Consider the following 21,459-nt stretch of genomic DNA (forward strand, 5'->3'; position numbering starts at 1 on the left):
TCCAGATGAAACACGCACTCTCCCTCCCCGCCGTCGTGCTGGCCGCCGTCCTGGCCGCCTGCCAGGCCTCCCCGCCGCCCACGCCGGCGGAAATCGAAGCCGTCGCCATGCACGCGCGCCAGGCGGGCGACCAGCAGGCCGAGCGCAAGGTTCGCAACTGGGCCGGCAAGGACATGCCCGTCGCCGAGCGCGAACTGGCGCTGATTTACCAGGCCCGTCCGGAACGCCGCGCCGAAGCGCTGAGTCTGTTCGAGCAGGCGGCCCGCGCCGGCGACACGGAAGCGGCCTTCGAACTGGGACAAATGCTGCGCGCGGCCACGCCCGGCCAGGCCTGGCTGTGGTACCGGCAAGCGGCGCAGCAAGGCCATGCCAAGGCGGCATTGATGCTGGGCCTGCTGGCAGCCAACGGCGAAGGCGTGCCGCAAGATCCCGTGATAGCGGCGCGCTGGCTGGAAAAATCGAGCGAACTGGGCAATCCACATGCCATGTTCCTGCTGTACAACGCCTACCGCGAAGGCCGCGGCGTGCCGCGCGACCTGGCCAAGGGCCATGCGCTGCTGGAAGAAGCGGCCCATCACGAATACCCGCCCGCCATCCAGGAGCTGGCCATGACGGTGCAGGCGGACGACGCCCTGCGCGCGGGCCACCTGATGAAGGAAGCGACGGAACACCGGCACAATAACTGGAACAGGTTTTAAGCCCATGCGCTGGCGCGCCAGAAAATCACGCTGCACTTTACGCCAGATCAATCGTGTTGGACTAGACATTGCCGAGGGGCTATGATGGTCTAGCTGCGTCCCTGGACGCGGCGAGGCTGTCGCCAGCCTCGAAATCGCACACTGAATTTGCTTTTTAGAAATTTGTTACTCTGGACCAGCCTCGGTGAGTATGTCGCATACGCTCAGCCCAGCCAGTGTTTGGGTAGGCCCTGGCTCGTCCGTCGACCTCCCTATAAAGAAAGAGTCCAATGAAAAAGCTGACCACCGCCTTTGGAGCGCCTGTCGTCGACAACCAGAACATCCAGACGGCCGGCCCGCGTGGCCCTGCCCTGCTGCAAGATGTGTGGTTCCTGGAAAAGCTGGCCCACTTCGACCGCGAAGTCATCCCCGAGCGCCGCATGCATGCCAAGGGTTCCGGCGCACACGGCACGTTTACCGTCACGCACGACATCACGCGCTACACGCGGGCGAAAATCTTTGGCGCCGTGGGCAAGCAAACACCCATGTTCGCGCGCTTTTCCACGGTCGCTGGCGAGCGGGGCGCGGCGGATGCGGAGCGCGATATCCGCGGCTTTGCCCTGAAGTTCTACACGGAAGAAGGCAACTGGGACCTGGTTGGCAACAACACGCCCGTGTTTTTCATGCGCGACCCGCTGAAATTCCCCGATTTGAACCACGCCATCAAGCGCGACCCGCGCACGGGACTGCGCAGCGCCAACAGCAACTGGGACTTCTGGACCTCGCTGCCGGAAGCACTGCACCAGGTGACGGTGGTGATGAGCGACCGGGGCTTGCCGCGCAGCTTCCGCCACATGCACGGCTTCGGCAGCCATACCTTCAGCTTCCTGAATGCGCAAAACGAGCGTTTCTGGGTCAAGTTCACCTTTAAAACCCAGCAAGGAATTGAAAACCTGACGGATGCCGAAGCCGAGGCGCTGGTGGGCAAGGACCGCGAAAGTTCGCACCGCGACCTGTACGAGAGCATCGAAAACAAGGATTTCCCCCGCTGGACGCTGTACGTGCAGATCATGCCGGAAAAAGAGGCAGGCACGTATCACCTGAACCCCTTCGACCTGTCGAAAGTGTGGCCGCACGGCGATTATCCGCTGATCGAGGTGGGCGTGCTGGAACTGAACCGCAATGCCGACAACCACTTTGCCGAAGTGGAACAGGCGGCCTTCAACCCGGCCAACGTGGTGCCCGGCATCAGTTTTTCGCCGGACAAGATGCTGCAGGGGCGCCTGTTTTCATATGGCGACGCGCAGCGCTACCGCCTCGGTGTCAACCACAGCCATATCCCCGTCAACGCGCCGAAATGCCCGTTCCACAGCTATCACCGCGACGGCCAGATGCGCGTCGACGGCAACCAGGGCGGCACCCTGGGCTATGAACCGAACAGCGAGCAGGAATGGGCCGAGCAGCCCGATTTCCGTGAACCGCCGCTGAGTATCGAAGGCGCGGCCGACCACTGGAACCACAGGGTCGACGAGGATTACTATTCGCAGCCGCGAGCCCTGTTCCGCCTGATGACTGCGGCACAGCAGCAAGCCTTGTTCGACAACACGGCGCGCGCCATCTCGGGTGCCTCGGAGCAAGTCAAGCAACGCCACATCGGCAACTGCACCCTGTGCGACCCCGCGTATGGCGCGGGCGTGGCCGAAGCGATAGCCCGCCTGAGCAAATAGGGTCAGCGCACGCAGGGCAAGGAAGGCCCGCAAGCGGGCTTTTCTTGCTTTCCATCTACGCCACCCCTACCAGCGCTGGATATCGATCTGGCCCGTGATGCTCGTTTCCACCGGATAACCGTCGACCTGCGACGGCACGCGCCGCTTGACGGACGCATCGCGCAAATACACGACGAGGGCTTCGCCGCCGATGGCAGTCTGCCCCAGGCTGACGCCTTCGACGCCATCGATCGCCATCAGGGCCCGCTCATTGCGCCGCTTTGCCGCTTCCAGCCGGCCGGGCGGCGGTGCGGCATGCGCGAGGCCCGCCACCGCGTGGCTACTCGCCTCGTCCGGCACATACGGCATGGCCGCATCCTCGAAGACGGCGTAAGGCGCTGTTACAAATTTACTGTTTGACATGACACATCCTCCTGATGCTGCCCATGGCACGCGTTGAACAAGGAGGCACGGCGCGCCTCTTGCCCGCCAGGCCATGCATGGCAGCCACACTTGACCCTATCATCATCGTGCAAAAGGTGGCGCAGTGCAAGGAAGCATCACGCCGCCGCACCGTTTTCTGTGACCCTGCTCAAGTATATAAATTGATATCGAGCGCCACCACCACACGCCGCATCTGGTTGGCAAACGTGATATTGCCGCCGCCGGCAAACAGCAGACCGACGGGATTGCGCTGCTGGTTCCAGGTCCAGATGGACGAGCCGGAGTCGCCACCCGCGCTGAATGCCCCGCTGACGCCCGTAATGGCGATCTGGTCCTGGAACAGCGCGATCCTGCCGCCGCCATAATTGACGTTGATGGTGGCGCCCAGACCCGTGATGCGGCCCTGCGTCAATTGCGTCGTGCGTCCGGATTTGCCGACCAGCATGCCCAGCGCGGGCGCTGCCAGCGCGTTGCTGATGCGGAAATAGGCCGGCACGCCACCGCTCAGGTAGACCAGTTCGCGACGCACGCGGTCTGGCCAGGCCCAGCCGGTAGCGCAATCGACAAAATTGACGCCGCCACTGAAATTGATGGGCACGAAGCGCTCGAGCACGGCCACCTGGTCTTGCGGGCAGCGCCCGCCATCGATGGGGCCCGGCTGCACGATGCAGTCGTTGAACGCGCCGCCGTTGGAATTGGCCAGCACGTGATTATTGCTCAGAATCATCAAACGGCTGTTGCGCGGCGCGCTGCGCCCCACGGCCAGGCAGCCGATGGTGCCGGCCGTGATGCGGAAATGCCCGACCGAGACGCCGCCCGGCGCCGGACGCAGCCGGAAACGGTGCGGCTGCGCGTCGATCACGCCCGTGACGACAATATTGACGGGCACCCTGTCGCTGGCCACGGCGCGCACGCCCATGGCTCCCACGATGGCAGCCTTGGCGCGGTCGACGGAAGTCGGTTCGGCCACGTACAGGGTCAGGGCTGGCAAGCCCGGCTCGCCGGACGAGCTGTCGCTGGCGCCCTCGCCCAGGCCGATGGACACGCCCTGGATATTGCCGCCGTCGCTGAAGGCGTCGGCGGCGCGCACGCCGCCCGCCTGGGAAATCGACTGGCGCATGCCGTCTTCGATACTGCGCTTAATTTCCAGCAATTCCATGCTGACACCGCTCAAGGCGTCGGGCACGTCCGAGACGGATGCGCTTTCGATCGTATTGTCGTCCTCGCCGGGGGTGGAAAATTGGCCGATGGCCTCTTCATCGTCCGCGCTTTGCCCCTGGCCACTGCTGCCGGGTGGGGCACTGAAACCGTTATCATTGCCGATCATCATGTTCTCCTCGTGGGGTGCTCCGGATATCCAGTGTGGACGGGCCGCGCCGGCCGGTATTGATCTGGATTGAATTGCGCAGGCGCGTGGCAGCCCTGCGCCAAAGGGGCCAAAGGAGGGCAAAAATAGTTCCCTCGTCAAGGTTGAGCGAGATCAGGCGTGCGGGCAGAGGCACCGCCGTATACTTGGCCGACAGGCTGGAACCGGGCCTGCTCCACGACAGCAAGGTTAGCAACGCCAGCAACGGCATGGATGGGGAAACAATGACGAGCCCTGGTATGACACGCCACGACGACGCGCCTGCGGGCGAGCAAGCAGGCCAGCATGCCGGCTTTCTGCACGGCATGGCGGCCTGGGCGGAAAAACACAACATCAGCCCCTGGCGCGGCAGTTTTGCCGACTTTATCGAGCAAATCCTGCCCGCTCGCGCGGCCCTGCTGACGCGCAGCGCGCACCAGTACCTGTGGGACATGATGCGCTGGAACGGCCAGACCGATGACAGCGGGCGCTTCCGCTGTCGCCTGTTCGACAACGAGCTGTTCGGCATCGACGAGGCGATTGACCGCGTGGCCGCCTACTTCAAGGCGGCCGCCGCCGGCTCCGAAGTGGGCCGGCGCATGTTGCTGCTGCTGGGCCCGCCGTCGGGCGGCAAGTCGAGCCTGGTGATCCTGCTCAAGCGGGGGCTGGAAGAATACAGCCACAGCAGCGAAGGCGCCTTGTACGGCATCGCCGGCTGTCCCGTGCATGAATCACCGCTGCACCTGGTGCCGCACAGCATGCGCGCCGACTTTCGCGCCAGCTATGACGCCGAGCTGCATGGCGAACTGTGTCCCCATTGCCGCGCGCGGCTGGAAGAACAGTACGCGGGCGACTTCCTGCGCATGCCCGTCGAACGCATCCACCTGTCCGAGGCGGGCCGCTGCGGCATCGGCACGTATGCGCCGCACGACCCCACCACGGCCGACCTGGCCGACCTGGTCGGTTCCGTCGACCTGTCGAAGGTGACGCAGTATGGCGACGAAGGCGATCCGCGCGCCTGGTCCTGGTCCGGCGCCGTGTATGCGGCCAGCCGCGGCATGCTGGAAATGATCGAAATCCTCAAGGTCAAGCGCGAATTCCTGTACTTGCTGCTGACTTTAACGCAGGAAAAGAATGTCAAGGTGTCGCGCTTTCCCCTGATTTACCTCGACGAAACCATCCTCGCGCACACGAATCTGGCCGAATTTCGCAAATTCCTGCAAGAAAGCGAAAACGAGGCGCTGCTCGACCGCATGGTCATCGTGCAAGTGCCGTATACGCTCAATTACCGCGAAGAAGCGCGCATTTACCGCAAGCTGATCCTGGCGGCCGCGCCCGCCTTCCGCGACGTGCATCTCGATCCGCACGTGCTGCATGCGGCGGCCGTGTTCGCCATCCTCAGCCGCCTGCCCGAAGGCGAGGACAAGGAAGCCGAACTGGTCAAGAAGCTGCGCGTGTATGCAGACGAAGACGTTGACGACTTGCAGCATGCCGACATCCGCCGCTTGCGCGCGCGCGACAAGTCGCCCGACGAAGGCTTGTCGGGCGTGTCGCCCCGATTCGTCATCAATGCCCTGTCGCACGCCATCATTTCCGCCCAGCGCAACAGCCTCTCCACCATGGATGTGCTGCTGGCCCTGAAGGATGGCATCGAAAGCGATGCGCGCATCGAACCGCGGCGCAAGCGTCAGTGGGTCGATTATCTGGTGCTCACGCGCAAGGATTTCTATAACCGCTGGGTCAAGGCCGACGTGCACAAGGCCCTGTTCGTGTCGTTCGAGCAAGAAGCGCAGGACTTGCTGAGCAAGTATCTCGATGAAGTCGAAGCCATGCTCGACAACCGCCAGATCCGCGACCCCATGACCAGCGAAGAGCGCCGCCCCGACGAGCGCTTCCTGCGCGCCGTGGAAGAGAAAATCCATATCAGCGACGCGGGCAAGCAGTCGTTCCGGCAAGAAGTGGTGCGCAAGGCCATGGGCGCCTTCAAGCGGGGCGAGCCCTTCGGCCTGGCTAGCCACGCGCAATTGCACGATGCCATTCAGCAATATCTGTTCGAGCAACGGCGCGACGTGCTGCGCCTGGTCGGTTCGGCCAAGCGCCCCGACGATGACGTGCGGGCCAGGATCTCCGCCGTCGAGCAGCGCCTGGTGGACGAATACGGTTATGACGCCCATAGCGCGCGCGAAGCGCTCAACTACGTGACCACCTTGCTGGCGCAGGAATAGCCATGTCCGCCACGACTTCGCCAGTGTCCACCGCCCCAGCCCTGGCCCAGCCCTGGTACGGTTTGTTCTCGCGCGGCGCGCGCGACTGGCTGCGTCACAACCAGAAAGTACGCGATGCCGTGCAGGCGCACTTGCCCGAACTGATCGCCACGCCTGACCTGATCGGCGGACCGCAGCAGCGTACGGTGCAAGTGCCCATGCGCCTGCTCGAACACGCGCATTTTCGCCTGGCGCCGGCGCGCAACAGCGTGGGCGCGGGCCAGGGCGAAGGCCAGCCCGGCGATCTCCTGCGCGCGGCGCGCCCTGCCGCCACAGGCGAGGGCGGTGCGCCAGGCGGCGATGGCGAGGGGGCGGTGCGCCTGCTGCTGGAGTTTCCCATCGACGACATCCTCGACTGGCTGTGGGACGCCTTCGAGCTGCCGCACCTGAAGCCGCGCCACCTGGGCGCGATCGACGACGTGCGGCTGGTACGCAGCGGCCTGGACCGGCATGGCGCCCGCTCGCGCCTGGACCGGCGCCGCACCGTCAAGGAAGCGATCAAGCGGCGCGCCCTGCAAACGCAGCCCGTGCCCTTCACCAATGATGACTTGCGTTACCGCCAGGTGCTGGCACAGCCCCGCCCCAGCACGAATGCCGTCGTGTTTTTCGTGCTGGACGTGTCGGCCAGCATGGCGCAAGCCGAGCGCAAGTTGGCCAAATCCTTCTTTTTCTTTGCCTTGCAGGGCTTGCGGCGCAGGTATGCGCGCGTGGAAACGCGCTTCATCGCCCATACGACGCGGGCCTGGGAATTTTCCGAGGCCGAATTCTTCCAGGTCAGTGGCATGGGCGGCACCATGGCGTCCACCGCCTTTCGCCTGAGCCGCGAACTGCTGCAGGAACACTACGCACCGGGGCGCTATAACGCCTATCTGTTCTATGCCTCCGATGGCGAAAATTTCAGCGAAGACCGGGCGGCCGCCAGCCTGGGCCTGGGCGAACTGGCCGCCTTGCTCAACTATATGGGCTATGTGGAAACCTTGCCCGGCGTGCCGCGCAGCCTGGAAACGGAAATGCACAGCCTGTGCGCCGAGCAGGAACGGCGGGGCTTGCCCTTGCACAGCAGCATCCTCAGCAAGCCTGACGATGTGTGGGCGGCCATCCGCACCTTTTTCCAGCACGAAGCGGCCGACACGGAGGCAGCATCATGACACGGCCTGACGCGCAGAGCCACGGCGGTGCGCCAGACCAGGCCGGCAAGGCTGACAGAGTCGAGACCATGGGCCTGGATGGCTACGCGGCGCGCATCGAAGCACTGGCGCGCGAGCTGGGCCTGGCATTTGCGCCCGTCGAGTTCGAACTGGTACCGGACAATTTCATGAACGAGATCGCCAACTATGGCTTGCCCGTGCGCATGCGCCACTGGTCGTTCGGCGTGCGCTACATCCACCAGCTCGTGCATCAGAAGATGGGCAATTCGCATATTTTCGAAGTCATGTTTCCTGGCGACCCTTGCCATGCCTACATGGCGGAACACAATTCCGTGGCCGAAAACACCCTCGTCACGGCGCATGTGCTCGGTCACGCCGATTTTGCCAGTCGCAATGCCCTGTTCCTGCGCTTCGGTGCCATGGCGGGCCAGCACATCCTGCAACAAAGCGCAGCGCGGGCGCGGCGTTTGGAAATAGCGCTGCAACGGTACGGGCAAGAGCAGGTGGAAGCCGTGCTCGACGCGGCACTGGCGCTGGAACAGCATGTGGACATCCATGCCGAGCTGCACCGCCTACCCTATGCTGCGGCATCGGGGCCAGCCGGCGTCGCGGGTACGCCAGACCAAGCCGCCGCAGACGATTCGTTTGACCGGCGCTACCGGCGCTTGCCCGGTGAAGCCGCCAAGCTGGCGGCGCGCGAGGCGGCCAGCGCGCGGCTGGCGCAGCGCCCGCTCCTGCCGCCGCAAGCCGAGTACGACTTGCTGTGGTTCATCGCACAACATGGGCCGGAGCTGGCCGACTGGGAACGCGACATTTTTTTGGCCGTGCGCGAAGAATCGTTTTACTTCTATCCCGTGTACGCCTGCCAGATCATGAATGAAGGCTGGGCCTCGTACTGGCATGCGCGGCTGCTGCGCGAAGCCGACTTCCTGCCGCCCGCATTGTATCTGTCCGCCATCAAATCGCATTCGGACGTGGTGCGCCCTTACGCGGGCGAGCACCAGCAGGCGCTGGCCGTCAATCCCTATCACCTGGGCTTTTGCATGTGGGAACACATCATCGAGCGCGAAGGACTGGCGCGGGCGCGCCAGATTTGCCGCGACGACGATGACTGCAGTTTCATCCGCAACTATCTGGACGGGGAACTGGCTGACCGCCTGGGCCTGTTCGTGCATGAAAGCCGCCGCGACGGTGAAACGCGCCTGGCCAGCCGCGACTTGCGGGCCATCCGCGAAGCCATCCTGGCGCCCAAATACAACTATGGCGTGCCGTGCATCGCCGTCACCCTGCTCAATGACGACGGCAGCCTGGTGCTGCGCCACGATCACCAGCGCGATGGACGCGGCCTCGACCTGGAGCGGGCGGAACAGGTGCTGGCGTATTTCGCCCGCATCTGGCGCCGCCCCGTCACCCTGCATACGGCCGATTTTCGCGGCACGCCCCGTGTCCTGCACAGCAAGAGCGACGGCGTGCCCGAACCTCCCAAGCCGGCAACACCGCCCGTACCGGCAGCGGCGCCCGTGCAGCATTAAGCGGCGAACCTGGCGCAGGGCCTGTGCAGTAGCAATGCGCGCCTTGCGCAGCATGGACGATGGCCGCCAGTGCGGGCACCTGGCAGGCTCCCCATGCGGACATCATGCGCAACTGATGCGTACTTGATGCGTACTTGATGTACATTGAATGTGTACCTGATGCACAACTGCTGTACAACTGATGCCCCCTTCAGGCCAGGTTCGCCTGCTCCACATACCAGGCGATGGTGTGCCGCAAGCCTTGCGCCAGGTCGTGCGTGGGCACATAACCGAGCAAGCGGGCCGCCTTGGCGATGTCCGCCTGCGAATGGCGCACGTCGCCGGCGCGAAATTCGCCATATTCGGGTGCCAGCGGCACGTGCTGCGGGAGGGTGGCCAGCAACATCTGCTGCATGCTGGCGTGCAATTGGGTCAGACTGGTGCGGGCGTTGACGGCCACGTTGTAGACCTGGTTGACGGCTGCCGGGTCGGTGCCGGTGGCGGCCAGGATATTGGCTTGCACGGCATTGTGCACAAAGCAGAAATCGCGGCTGGTGGCGCCGTCGCCATGGATGTGCACGGCCTGGCCGTCGAGCATGGCGGCGATCCAGCGGGGAATGACGGCCGCGTAGGCGCCCAGCGGGTCTTGCCTGGGGCCGAAGACATTGAAATAGCGCAGCCCCACCGTCTGCATGGCGTAGCAGCGCGCGTACACCTGCGCATACAGTTCATTGACATATTTACTCAAGGCATACGGCGACAGGGGAGCGCCGATGTGCTCTTCCACTTTCGGCAAGGCCGGATGGTCGCCATAGGTGGCGCTGGACGCGGCATACACGAAGCGCTGCACGCCTGCCTCGCGCGCGGCGGCCAGCATGTTCAGGAAACCGCTGACATTGACGGCATGGCACAGCAGCGGGTCTTCCAGTGAACGCGAGACGGAACCGAGCGCCGCCTGGTGCAGCACAAAATCGACGGCGACGGGGCCGCCAGGATCGGCACGGCCGTGCTCGCTCAAAGTGCCGCCGCCATCTGCCCCACCGTCGCCACTACTGGTGGCAGGCACCGGCGCGCCGCACGCGCGCGCGCACGCCTGCGGGTCGCGGATATCGCCTTCGATGAAGGTGAAGCGCCGCCATGCCGCTTCGCCCACGCTGGCGCGCACCTGCTCCAGGTTATGCCGGTGGCCCGTCATAAAGTTGTCCAGGCCGCGCACTTCCTGGCCCAGTTGCAGCAAGGTTTCCAGCAGGTGCGAGCCGATGAAGCCTGCCACGCCCGTCACCAGCCAGCGGCGCGGTTCGCTGGCCAGTTGCGCGCACGCTTGCGCGTAGGCGCCGGCAGCCGGGCCCGCCACGTCACCGGCTGACCCCAGCGCCGTGTCTGCTGCGGCATCGAGAGCGCCGGCCGCCATCACAGCCGCCACACGTGCAGGCCGCCGTCCGCCAGCGGACGGGGGTCGAAATGCGACTTGATGTCGATGAAGCAGCCGTTTTCCAGCACCTTGGCCTGGAAGTCGGCCAGCGGGCGGGCCAGCAAGGCCTGGTGCGAAACGGCGCTGATGATGGCCTCGGCCCGCGGCAGCTGTTCCCAGCTTTCCAGGGTCAAGCCGTACTCTTCCAGCGCTTCGCGGCCATCGGCGACGGGGTCATGCACATGCACCTGCACGCCGTACGATTGCAGTTCGTGGATCATGTCGACCACTTTCGAGTTGCGCAAGTCCGGACAATTTTCCTTGAAGGTCAGGCCCAGCACGTTGACGTGCGACCCTTTCAATTTGAAACCGGCGCGCACCATTTCCTTGATGGTCTTTTCCGCCACGAATTTGGCCATGCCGTCGTTGATGCGGCGCCCGGCCAGGATCACATGCGGATGGTAGCCCAGCATTTCCGCCTTGTGCGTCAAATAATACGGGTCGACGCCGATGCAGTGGCCGCCCACCAGGCCGGGACGGAACGGCAGGAAATTCCATTTGGTGCCCGCCGCCTGCAGCACTTCCAGGGTATCGATGCCGATGCGGTCAAAGATGATGGCCAGTTCGTTCATCAGCGCGATGTTCAGGTCGCGCTGCGTGTTTTCGATCACCTTGGCCGCTTCGGCCACGCGGATGCTCGACGCCCGGTGCACGCCGGCCGCGACTACGCCTTCGTACAGGGCGGCCACCTTGTCCAGGGTGGCGTCGTCGTCGCCCGAGACCACCTTGCGGATGCTGTGCAGGGTGTGGTCCTTGTCGCCGGGGTTGATGCGCTCGGGCGAAAAACCCACATGAAAATCTTCCTTCCAGCGCAGGCCAGAATGCCGCTCGAGGATGGGGATGCAGATTTCCTCGGTGGCGCCCGGATACACGGTGGACTCGTAGATGACGGTGGCGCCGCGCCGCATATGGCGGCCGACGGCCGCGCTGGCGCCGGCCAGGGCGGAGAAATCGGGATTGTGCGCGCTGTCGACGGGCGTGGGTACGGCCACGACGATGAAATCGGCCAGTTGCAGCTCGGCCGGATCACAACCCACGCTCAGCCACTGCGCCGCGCGCAGCTGTTCCGTACTCACTTCGCCCGTGGGGTCGACATGGTTGCGGTAACTTTCTACCTTGCGTGCCGACAAGTCGATGCCGATGGTGCGCTGGCGCATGCCGAACGCCACGGCCAGCTGCAAGCCGACATAACCGAGCCCCATCACCGCCACCACGTCCGCTTTGTGATTCACATTGCCATCCAGCTTGCTGTCCATATGCATGTGCTCCCAATGTTTGCGGCCTGAGCATCGCCGTCCGGGAAATTCTACGGTCGCCGGGCTGGCCATTCTTGAGCAGGAACAAGGAACACGGAGCGGCGCCAGGCAGGCGCGCGGACAATCGGCGGCTTGTTGAGCGCAATCAAGGAGAGCGGCGCCCATCTTTTTAAGCTAGGCCATGCCCATCTTTCATGCACGCCGCTACCGGAGACTTCCATGGCCCGTACCCTGCCCCGCCCTTTCCCCGGCTTGCCGGCCGCCGCGCTGTGCTGCACCCTGCTGCTGCCCTTGCTGACGGGGTGCCACGGCACGCAGAGCAGCGCATCGCTGCTGGCCGACGCGCAGCAGTACCGCCAGAAGGGCGAGGCGCGCGCCGCCATCATCCAGTTGAAGAACCTGCTGCAACAGGAGCCGGACAATGCGGCGGCGCGCTTGCTGCTGGGCAGCATCTATATCGACACGGGCGAAGCGCTGTCGGCCGAGAAAGAATTGCGCAGAGCAAAGTCGCTGGGCACGCCGGCGCAGCAAGTGATGCCATTGCTGGGCAAGGCCTGGCTGATGCTGGGCCAGTTCGACAAGGTACTGGCCGAGATCGCCGATGATGCGGCGCAGCCGGCCAGCCTGCTGGCCCTGCGCGGCGATGCCTTGCTGGCCGTGGGCCGCCGGGACGAGGCGCGCGCCGTGTTTGCGCGCCTGCTCGAAGCCCGTCCCGGCCAGGTTGAGGCCTTGCTGGGCCTGGCGCGGCTGGCGGCGCTGGAGCAGCAGGTGCCGGCGGCCGAGCTGCTGCTGGCCCAGGCGTTGAAGAGCGCGCCCGCCAACCTCGACGCCTTGCGGCTGCAGGGCGACCTGCAGCGCCTGCAAGGCAAGAACGGTGCTGCGCGCCTCGCCTACATGCAGATTCTCAAGCTCAAGCCGGACAATACCCAGGCCCATATCGACCTGGCCAACCTCGATCTGCTGGAAAACCGCTACCTGGAAGCGGCGGCCCAGCTGGCCACGGCGCGCAAGACGGCGCCCAACAGCCTGGGCTTGCTGCAGGCCCAGGCGCTGCTCGATTTCCGCCAGGGCAAGAACAAGGCGGCCCTGCAATCGTTGCAACTGGTGCTCAAGGTGGCGCCCGAGCACATGCCGTCCATCCTGCTGGCCGGCGCCGTGCAGCTGAAGCTGGGCTCGCCGCAACTGGCGGAAAGCTATCTGCAGCGCTTCCTGGCCGTCTATCCCAAACATGTGTACGCGCTCAAGATGATGGCGTCGATCGAACTGATGCGCGGTAAGACCGATGCGGCCCTCGACTTGCTGCTGCCCGTGCTGGCCACCGCTCCCGACGACGTGGAACTGCTGTCGCTGGCGGGCGAGGCGCATTTGCGCGCGCGCCGCTACGACAAGGCCGCAGCATATTTCGAAAAGGCCAATACCCTGGCGCCGGACACGGCCAGGCTGCATGCGGCGCTGGGCATCAGCCGCCTGGGCTTGGGCGAGAACAGCCGTGCCATCGACGAACTGGAACGCGCCAGCATGCTCGACAAGAGCACGCCGCAGGTGGGCTCCATGCTGGTGCTGACCTTGCTGCGCAACAAACAGAATGACAAGGCCCTGGCCACCGTCAAGATGCTGGAACAGCAGCAGAAAGGCACGAATCCCCTGCTGCTGAACCTGAAAGGCGGCGTCTACATGGCCTTGCGCGACGTCCCCGCCGCGCGCGCCAGTTTCGAGCAGGCGCTGGGGATGGACCCTGTCTATCTACCGGCGCTGAACAACCTGGCGCAACTCGACCTGGCCGGGAAAAAGCCGGAACAAGCGAAACAGCGCTTCGAGCGGGCGCTGGCGAAAGCGCCAAAAAATGCCGACTTGTGCGCGGCGCTGGCCAAGCTGGCCGCTTCGCAAGGCAAGACGGACGAGGCGCGGCGCTGGCTGGAACGGGCCCACCGCGACAATCCCGACGCCGTCGCGCCGGCCCTGCTGCTGAGTAACTTTTACCTCCAGACAGGCGCGCCCGACAAGGCGCTGGAACTGGCACGCACCCTGCAGTCGGGCCACCCGGACGACGCCGATGCGCTGGCCCTGCGGGCGCAGGTCGAATACGGCGCCGGCCAGACGCAGGCGGCGCTCGACAGCTACAGCAAGCTGGCCAGCATACAGACGACGTCGGCACCGCTGCAGATGCGCATCGCCAGCTTGCACCTGGCGCTGGGCGACCGCCAGAATGCGCTGCAAGCGGCCAAGCGGGCGCAATTGCTCGATCCCACCCTGCTCGAAGCGCGCGTGGTCGAAGTGTCGCTGCTGCTGGGCCTGAACCGCCAGCACGACGCGCTGGCCGTGGCGCGCCAGGTGCAGCAACAGCAACCGACGCTGGCCGCCGGCTACAAGCTCGAAGGCGACGTGCTGATGGCGCAGAAACTGCCGCAGGAAGCCGTCAAGCTGTACCAACACGCCATCCAGCTCAGCAATATCGGCCCCATGCAGGTGCAGTTGCACCGCGCCATGCTGGCCGCGGGCCAGGTGCGCGAGGCCGATACGCGCATGGCGGCCTGGCTGAAGGACAAGCCCGATGACCTTGGCGTGCGCAGCTACCTGGCCGGCGCCAGGCTGGCGGCAAAGCAATACGGCGCGGCCATCGAACAGCTGCAGTACATCGTGACCAAGGATACGGCCAATGTGGCGGCGCTGAACGACCTGGCGTGGGCGTACCAGCAGGAAAAAGATCCGCGCGCGCTGGCGACGGCCGAGCAGGCGCTCAAGCTGGTGCCGGACAACCCCATCGTGCTCGACACCCTGGGCTGGATCGTGCTGGAACAGGGCGACGTCAAGCGGGCGACCACCCTGCTGCGCAAGGCGGCCGGCCTGGCGCCGAAGTCGCCCGACATCCAGTACCACCTGGGTGCGGCGCTGGCGAAATCGGGCGACAAGCCGGGGGCGCGCAAGCAACTGGAACAGCTGCTTGCCGCCAACAAGGAGTTCCCGCAGCGGGCCGAGGCGCAGGCCTTGCTGACCCAGCTCTAGGCCATGCTGGCGTACACGGCCCTGCCCGGCCTGGCAGCACGGCTGCTGGCCTTGCTGGCGGGCGTGGCCTGCATGCTGGGCCTGCGCCATTATCCGCTGGGCCACGGCTGGCCTGGCCTGCTGTTTGCCGCCCTGCTGCCAGCCTATTTCCTGCTGCTGTGCTGGCGTCCCGCCTGCTGGCTGTTCTGCGTTCCCGCCCTGCTGCCCGTGCTCGACCTGGCGCCGTGGACGGGCTGGTTCTTCCTCGAAGAAATCGACGTGCTGCTGTTGCTGACGGTAGCCTGCGGCTATTGGCGCCTGGGCGAACCGGCCCGGAGCGCGGCGGCGCAGCTTTCGCCCGCCGCCCGCGCCTGCCTGCTGCTGTGCAGCCTGGCCTGGCTGGCAGCGCTGCTGCGCGGCGTGCTGCCGCTGCCGCCCCTCGATGCGTATGCCTGGGATAATTACCTGAGCCCCTACAACAGCTTGCGGCTGGGCAAGGCCTGGGCCTGGAGCATGCTGCTGCTGCCGCTGCTGCTGCGCGACGGGGATCCGTCCGCCCTGCGCCGCTATGCGCTGCCGGGCATGCTGGCCGGGCTGGCCATGGTGTCGCTGTTCGCGCTGTGGGAGCGGGCCGTGTTTCCCGGTTTGACGAACCTGTCCAGCGACTACCGCATCACGGCGCCGTTTTCCGCCATGCACACGGGCGGCGCCGCGCTGGACGGCTATCTGGCCCTGAGCCTGCCATTTGCCGGCCTGTGGCTGGCGCGCGCGCGCAGCCGCTGGCAGGCTGCGCTGGCCTTGCTGCTGCTGGCACTGGCCCTGCACGCGGCATGTACCACCTTTTCACGGGGCCTGTACGCGGCCCTGGCGGCGGCCGTGCTGCTCGTTTTGTGGCAGACCTTGCGGACAATCCCCGGCGCGGCGCTGCGCCCGACGGGCCGGCGAGCCATGCGCAAACCCTTGCTGATGCTGCTGCTGGCCGGCCTGGGCACCGTCCTGCTCGGCTACATGTTCAGCCTGGCCGGCTACCGTGGCTTGCTGGCCGCCGTCATCCTGCTCACGGCCAGCTTCGTGCTGGCGGCACGGCCCTTGCCGTGGCGCCTGGCGCCGGCCAGCCTGCTGTGTGCGCTGTGCCTGCAGGGGCTGCTGGCCAGCTGGTGGCCGGAAGGGGCCGGCCAGCCGGCTGCCGGCTGGCTGAAAGGCCCGTATTTCCTGTTCCTGCTGGCCGCCGTGCTGCTGGCGGGCGCGCTGCTGCCCTGCACCCTGTGGCCGGGCAGCGCTGCCGGCAAAGGCCCTGCCAGGCTGGTCCTGGCGATGATGGCGTGGACCATGCTGGCGTGCAATCTCGTCTGGATAGGCTGGCACTGGGCCGGTGCTCCCGCCCTGGCGCCGGCCGGGCTGGTCGTGTTGCTGGCCATGCTGATGCTGTGCAATGGACGCTTGCGCGCGCCGCTATGGCGGCTGGACCGGGCCAGCCTGAGCATCGCGGGCGCGGCCGGCATCCTGCTGCTGCTGGCCATCCCCGTCTCGGCCAGCTATTACGCCACCGAACGCTTCGCCACCACGGCCTTCGACCTGCAAGGCCGCCTGCGCCATTGGCGGCAAGTGCTGGCCATGCAGCCGTCCGACTGGGACGATCAGCTGTTCGGCATGGGCATGGGCAGCTTTCCCGCCACGTACTACTGGCACAATCCGGGGCGCGAAGTGCCGGCCAGCATCGCCTATGCGCAAGAAGAGGGCGAGCCTGGCACTGCCGGCAACACCTATGTGCGCCTGGCCAGTCCCGGCTACAGCGCCGGCTATGGCGAACTGCTGCGGCTGCTGCAACGCCTGCCGCTGCAGCCGGCCACGCACTACGCGCTGGCGCTGGACGCGCGCCGAAGCGGACCCATGCCCGTGTTGCTGGTGCGCTTGTGCCAGAGACAATTGCTGTACGCACAAGCTTGCGTGCCTGTCCCCCTGCGCCTGCAGGCACCGCCGCCTGGCAGTCCCGTGCCGGCCTGGCAGCACTATGAAGTGCCGTTTGACAGCAAATGGCTGGGCGCGGGCGCCTGGCTGCTGCGCCCGCCCGTGCAGCTGGAACTGGCGGCCAGCGGCACGGCCACCTCGTCCGTGATCGACGTCGACAATCTGAGCCTGCGCGCGCCGGGCGGCGAGGAATTGATCGCCAACGGGCGCTTTACGCAGGCCAACAATTACTGGTTTTTCAGCAGCGACCACCATCACTTGCCGTGGCATATCAAGAGCCTGGCGCTGCATGTGCTGGTGGAAATGGGCTGGTGCGGGGCACTTTCCCTGCTGGCCCTGCTTTCCCTGGCCGGCCTGCGCCTGCTGCGCCAGGCCACGGGGGGCAACCAGTGCGCGCTAGCCTGCGCCGCCGCCCTGCTGGGTTTTCTCGTCGTCGGCCTGTTCGACAGCCTGCTCGACGTGCCGCGTATCGCCCTGCTGTGCTATCTGATGCTGCTGTGCGCATTGCTGCAGCCCCCGCAACCTCCTCCCCCTGAAAGCACGCCGCCATGAAAGCCCTGCCGTTGACATTCTCCTCTGCCCTGCTGTCCGGCCTGATCCTGGCTGTGGCCAGCGCGCCTTGCCGTGCCGACCAAGACCTGGCGCAAGTCATTGCGCGCGTGAAGCCGTCCATCGTCGGCGTGGGCAGCCTGCAAGCGACGCGCACGCCACCGATGAATTTCTTCGGCACGGGTTTCGTGGCAGGCGACGGCTTGAGTGTGCTGACCTGCGCCCATGTGATTCAAAAACTGCTCGATGCCAATCCCAACGAAGTGATCGGCATACTCACGGGCCAGGGCGAGGCGGCGCAATTTCGCCCTGCCAAAATCCAGGCGCTGGACACGGAGCACGACCTGGCCTTGCTGCGCCTGGCCGGCGCACCCCTGCCGGCCCTGGCGCTGGGCGACGCGGGCACGGTGCGCGAAGGCCAGGCCATGGCCTTTACCGGCTTCCCGCTGGGTACCTTGCTGGGTCTGCACCACGTGACGCACCGCGCCACCGTATCGTCGCTGACGCCGGTGGTCAGGCCCAGCGCAACGGCGCAGCGCCTCGACACCCGGCGCCTGGCGCAACTGCAAAAAGCGCCGTACACGGTGTTCCAGCTGGACGCGACGGCGTATCCGGGCAGCAGCGGCAGCCCCCTGTTCGATCCCGGGACGGGTCTCGTCTATGGCATCGTCAACATGGTGTATGTCAAGGGCCTGAAAGAGGCGGCCATCACCGCGCCCAGCGGCATCACCTACGCGATTCCGGGCAGCCACATGCAGGCGATCCTGCTGAAAAACAAATGAATCAGTTGCGCCCCTGCCTGAGCCGGTCGGTAATGCCTGGTTCATCCCATGTCGGAAAAAAAAAGGGGTAAAACGATCGTTCACCCCCATGCTGTTCCATCATGCCGCCGTATTTGCGGATCTGGGCCCCCATGTAGTCGAGGTCCAGGCGCAGCAATACGGCCGGCGCCCCCACGCGCGTGCACTCTCGCTCGCCGCCAAAATCCTTGAAACCCAGCATGCGCTTGTAAAACACCACATGACGTGGATTGACTTCGATCACGTAATCCGTAAAGCCGTGAATATTGTGGGCATAGATATAAGAAATATGAATCAGTGCCGCGAACACGCGCTTGCTCACGCCCTTGTCGATGGCCAGGCGCGACGGTTCGCACAGGCGCCGGCCCTGCTCGCGCAGCACGTCGAGCTTGTCGCGAAAGTTTTCATCGGCGGGCAAGCCCGTCTCGTCATTGTCCAGGCACAGGGTCATGGTGCCGACGGTGGTGCCTGCCGTTTCCGCAAACAGGGTAATTTTATTCAGCGCATGCGCGATGCCGGGATCGACAGCATAGCCGCGCCAGCCATACATCTTGCGGATCAGCAAACTGGCCGCCTCGCGGCGGCCACGCGAATTGGCCATGCGGATATGAAAGCGCTGCAGGTCGAGCTCGTGCTCCATGGCCGGGTCGATCTGGCCCTCGCCCACCACCAGGTCACTGAAAGCACCGGGCGTGTCGAAGGAAATAATAGGTTCATCTTGAAAGCTCATCTTGTCCTCACGTTCATTGGGCAGCCGTCAAGACGGACTGAAGCCAATGCCTTGTGACAAGATAAAAAGCAGAGAAGTTCCCGCGTCAGGCAAAAAAAACAGAAGAAATATACTATTCAATAGCAAAATTGCATGCTGAAATTTGCCCGCAAGTACAAATTGACAAATATAAGTGCTGTTTTGATATTGCCGAGCCTGCTGCTAAAAAAAGCTCTCCGGTATCAGCAGCACGTCGCCCGGCCGCATCATGACGTTGGCGGAAATATCGCCACTCTTGAGCAGATCGTCCAGACGCACGCGCAGCTGCTGCTGGCTGCCGTCGCGCATGCGGATGATGCTGGCCTTGTTGCCGGCGGCAAAGTCAGTGATGCCGCCCACGGCGATGAGCACGTCCATCAGCGACATGCCGAGGCGGTACGGCAGCGCCTGCGGCTTGGCCGCCTCGCCGATGACCCGGATCTGCTCGCCATACGGGCCCGAGAAATTGGTGACGATGACCGTCACCACCGGTTGCTGGATAAACTTGCCCAGGGCTTGCTCGATATCGCGCGCCAGCTGGGTCGAAGTCTTGCCGCTGGCGGCCAAATCCTCCACCAGCGGCGTGGTGATCTTGCCATCGGGCCGCACGGCCACCGTCAGCGACACTTCCGGATTGCGCCAGACGATGATGTTGACGGAGTCGCCCGGGCCGATCAGATAGTCGTGCATGGGGGCGCTGTCGTCGGCGGGCGCCAGCGGATAGCGTGTGCGGCAGCCCCCCAGCAAGCTGGCGCTACCGGCCAGGAGCAGCGTGTGGCAGACAAAAGCACGGCGAAACGGATTCATGCGGGGCCTCTTCGAGTCGATGGCGCGTCCATGGCAGGCCCCGCAGAACCAGCCTGGGCCGCGAACTTCCTATGATTATTAAAACCCGGCAAGGGAACCTTGAGGCGTATCAAGAAGCAATCATCTTGGGAAATCTTGCTTCACAGGCGCCCTATACTTTGCTTACTCAACAGGCAAGCATTTCTTGCAAGACGCCGTTGTCCGCGCCGCCCAGCCATCGACCGTGCAGCACCGTCACCAGAAGGAAGCGACATGGAACAATTGATACAGCAACTGCTTTCCAGCCTGAAAGGCATCTGGAAGTACCGCTGGCATGCGGTGCTGGTGGCGTGGCTGGTGGCAATAGTCGGCTTCATCAAGGTCATTACGCTACCCGACGACTTCCAGACGTCGGCGCGCGTGTTTGTCGATACGCAAACCATCCTCAAGCCGCTGTTGGCCGGCATGACCAGCGTGCCGAACACGGAACAGCAGGTGGCCATCATGAGCCGCACCCTGCTCAGCCGCCCGAACGTGGAGCGCGTCATGCGCATGGTCGACCTCGACCTGAATTCGAAGACCGTGCGCGAACACGAAGCCCGGCTCGATGAGCTGATGAGCCGCATCAAGATCAGCGGCACCAGCGCCTACGATATCTACACCATCAGCTACAGCGGGCGCGACCCGAAGCTGGTGCGCGACGTGGTGCAAAGCCTGCTGACCATCTTTGTCGAAGGCAGTTTCCAGGGAAAAAAGGGCGATTCGCAGAAAGCCGTGCAATTCATCGACGAGCAGATCAAGAATTACGAGGACAAGCTGAGCGCGGCGGAAAACCTGGTGAAGGAATTCAAGATCCGCAACAACCTGCTGCTGCCGCGCCAGGGCATCGACTATGGCAGCCAGCTGCTGATGTCATCCGATAGCCTGAACAATGCCAAGCTGGAACTGGTCGAGGCGGAGCAGGCGCGCAAGGCCATCCTGAGCCAGATAGAAGGCGACGAACCGGTGCTCGACCTGGAGCCGAACGCTTCGGCCATCACGAACCCGGAACTCGATGAGCGCATCGGCTCGCTCAACAAGAATCTGGACAGCCTGCGCATGCAATTTACGGAATTGCATCCCGACATCATCGCCTCGAAGCGCCTCATTGCGCAGCTGGAAGAGCGCAAGATCGAGGAGAGCAAGCTGAAAACGGCGTCCGGCGATCCGGGCAAGAACTACAGCCCCATGCTGCAGCAGCTGAAGGTGGCGCTGACGGACGCGGACGCCAAGGTGGCCGCCATCCGCGCCCGCGTGCAGGAATACAACGCGCGCAATGAGCGCCTGCTGGCGCAAAGCAATGCCGTGCCCGAGGTGGAATCGCAGCTGGCGCAACTGAACCGCGACTACATCATCAACAAGGAAAACTATGAAAAGCTGATCGGCCGGCGCGAAGCGGCCAAGCTGTCGGGCGAACTCAGTTCCACCACCGAGATGATGGCCTTCAAGATCATCGACCCGCCCACGGTGCAATATGCGCCCGTCGGCCCGAACCGTCCGCTGCTGTTTTCCGCGGCGCTGGGCGCGGCCCTGGTGGCCGGCATCGCCACGGCACTGCTGATCAGCCAGGTGCGCCCCACCTTCCTCAGCCCCGCCGAACTGCGCGATGCCACGGGCTTGAATGTGCTGGGCACGGTATCGATGAACTGGACGCCGCTGCAGCAGGTGCGCCGCCGCCGCGCCCGCTATGCCTTTGCCGGCTGTCTGGGCAGCCTGTTCCTTCTGTACGGCGGGGTCATGACGGCCGCGCTGCTGAAATTCTAGA

At 64.9% G+C, this 21,459-nt stretch carries 15 protein-coding genes; 9 read left to right on the top strand and 6 right to left on the bottom strand.

From position 1 onward, the window contains the following. The first annotated feature begins 5 nt into the window (after positions 1–5). Both FJQ89_RS04845 and FJQ89_RS04850 read left to right on the top strand, forming a co-directional pair. Complete coding sequence (locus FJQ89_RS04845) at positions 6–698, top strand: tetratricopeptide repeat protein (protein ID WP_141169281.1); 693 nt, start codon at positions 6–8, stop codon at positions 696–698. A gap of 269 nt (positions 699–967) precedes the next feature. Beyond that, positions 968–2,404 (top strand): catalase, encoded by a 1,437-nt coding sequence (locus tag FJQ89_RS04850; protein ID WP_116744432.1) that lies wholly within the window; start codon positions 968–970, stop codon positions 2,402–2,404. Positions 2,405–2,470: 66 nt separating this feature from the next. Here FJQ89_RS04850 and FJQ89_RS04855 read toward each other — a convergent pair whose 3' ends face one another. Together FJQ89_RS04855 and FJQ89_RS04860 are read right to left on the bottom strand one after the other, a co-directional pair. After that, a complete protein-coding gene (locus FJQ89_RS04855) occupies positions 2,471–2,806 on the bottom strand; it encodes a hypothetical protein (RefSeq protein WP_099763779.1) in 336 nt (111 codons plus the stop codon). A gap of 169 nt (positions 2,807–2,975) precedes the next feature. Further along, positions 2,976–4,157 (bottom strand): S1 family peptidase, encoded by a 1,182-nt coding sequence (locus tag FJQ89_RS04860; protein ID WP_243136423.1) that lies wholly within the window; start codon positions 4,155–4,157, stop codon positions 2,976–2,978. A gap of 275 nt (positions 4,158–4,432) precedes the next feature. Here FJQ89_RS04860 and FJQ89_RS04865 point away from each other — a divergent pair, with 275 nt between their 5' ends. Genes FJQ89_RS04865 through FJQ89_RS04875 form a run of 3 tightly spaced genes read left to right on the top strand, consistent with a single transcriptional unit; the run spans position 4,433 to position 9,116 of the window. Further along, positions 4,433–6,397, top strand: a complete 1,965-nt coding sequence (locus FJQ89_RS04865; protein WP_141169282.1) for a serine protein kinase — start codon at positions 4,433–4,435, stop codon at positions 6,395–6,397. A gap of 2 nt (positions 6,398–6,399) precedes the next feature. Next, on the top strand, positions 6,400–7,584 hold the full coding sequence (locus FJQ89_RS04870; protein ID WP_141169283.1) for a DUF444 family protein: 1,185 nt from the start codon (positions 6,400–6,402) through the stop codon (positions 7,582–7,584). Continuing rightward, on the top strand, positions 7,581–9,116 hold the full coding sequence (locus FJQ89_RS04875) for a SpoVR family protein (RefSeq protein WP_243136424.1): 1,536 nt from the start codon (positions 7,581–7,583) through the stop codon (positions 9,114–9,116). The genes FJQ89_RS04870 and FJQ89_RS04875 overlap by 4 nt, the downstream gene beginning before the upstream one ends. Positions 9,117–9,306: 190 nt before the next feature. On the opposite strand, the gene FJQ89_RS04880 is transcribed toward FJQ89_RS04875, so the two are convergent. Further along, positions 9,307–10,506: an SDR family oxidoreductase gene (locus FJQ89_RS04880; RefSeq protein WP_141169284.1), complete on the bottom strand. Its 1,200-nt coding sequence runs from the start codon at positions 10,504–10,506 to the stop codon at positions 9,307–9,309. Further along, the gene (locus FJQ89_RS04885; RefSeq protein ID WP_141169285.1) at positions 10,506–11,822 is read right to left on the bottom strand and encodes a nucleotide sugar dehydrogenase; all 1,317 of its coding nucleotides are present in this window, start codon (positions 11,820–11,822) and stop codon (positions 10,506–10,508) included. Before FJQ89_RS04885 ends, FJQ89_RS04880 begins: the two co-directional genes overlap by 1 nt. A 219-nt stretch (positions 11,823–12,041) precedes the next feature. On the opposite strand from FJQ89_RS04885, the gene prsT reads away from it, so the two are divergent. Genes prsT through FJQ89_RS04900 form a run of 3 tightly spaced genes read left to right on the top strand, consistent with a single transcriptional unit; the run spans position 12,042 to position 18,103 of the window. Continuing rightward, positions 12,042–14,825, top strand: coding sequence for an XrtA/PEP-CTERM system TPR-repeat protein PrsT (gene prsT, locus FJQ89_RS04890; protein WP_141169286.1), 2,784 nt, complete (start codon positions 12,042–12,044; stop codon positions 14,823–14,825). A gap of 3 nt (positions 14,826–14,828) precedes the next feature. Continuing rightward, positions 14,829–17,324: a hypothetical protein gene (locus FJQ89_RS04895; RefSeq protein ID WP_141169287.1), complete on the top strand. Its 2,496-nt coding sequence runs from the start codon at positions 14,829–14,831 to the stop codon at positions 17,322–17,324. Then, positions 17,321–18,103, top strand: a complete 783-nt coding sequence (locus FJQ89_RS04900; protein WP_141169288.1) for a S1 family peptidase — start codon at positions 17,321–17,323, stop codon at positions 18,101–18,103. The genes FJQ89_RS04895 and FJQ89_RS04900 overlap by 4 nt, the downstream gene beginning before the upstream one ends. Before the next feature lies 1 nt (position 18,104). On the opposite strand, the gene FJQ89_RS04905 is transcribed toward FJQ89_RS04900, so the two are convergent. Then, positions 18,105–18,851 (bottom strand): N-acyl amino acid synthase FeeM domain-containing protein, encoded by a 747-nt coding sequence (locus tag FJQ89_RS04905; protein WP_141169289.1) that lies wholly within the window; start codon positions 18,849–18,851, stop codon positions 18,105–18,107. Between the two features lie 201 nt (positions 18,852–19,052). Then, on the bottom strand, positions 19,053–19,676 hold the full coding sequence (locus FJQ89_RS04910; RefSeq protein WP_141169290.1) for an XrtA/PEP-CTERM system exopolysaccharide export protein: 624 nt from the start codon (positions 19,674–19,676) through the stop codon (positions 19,053–19,055). A gap of 252 nt (positions 19,677–19,928) precedes the next feature. Here FJQ89_RS04910 and FJQ89_RS04915 point away from each other — a divergent pair, with 252 nt between their 5' ends. Then, entirely contained in the window at positions 19,929–21,458 is a 1,530-nt protein-coding gene (locus tag FJQ89_RS04915) for an XrtA system polysaccharide chain length determinant (protein WP_141169291.1), read from the top strand. The last annotated feature ends 1 nt before the right edge of the window (position 21,459 follow it).

Source organism: Janthinobacterium tructae (assembly GCF_006517255.1).
GTDB classification, from domain to species: Bacteria; Pseudomonadota; Gammaproteobacteria; order Burkholderiales; family Burkholderiaceae_D; genus Janthinobacterium; species Janthinobacterium tructae.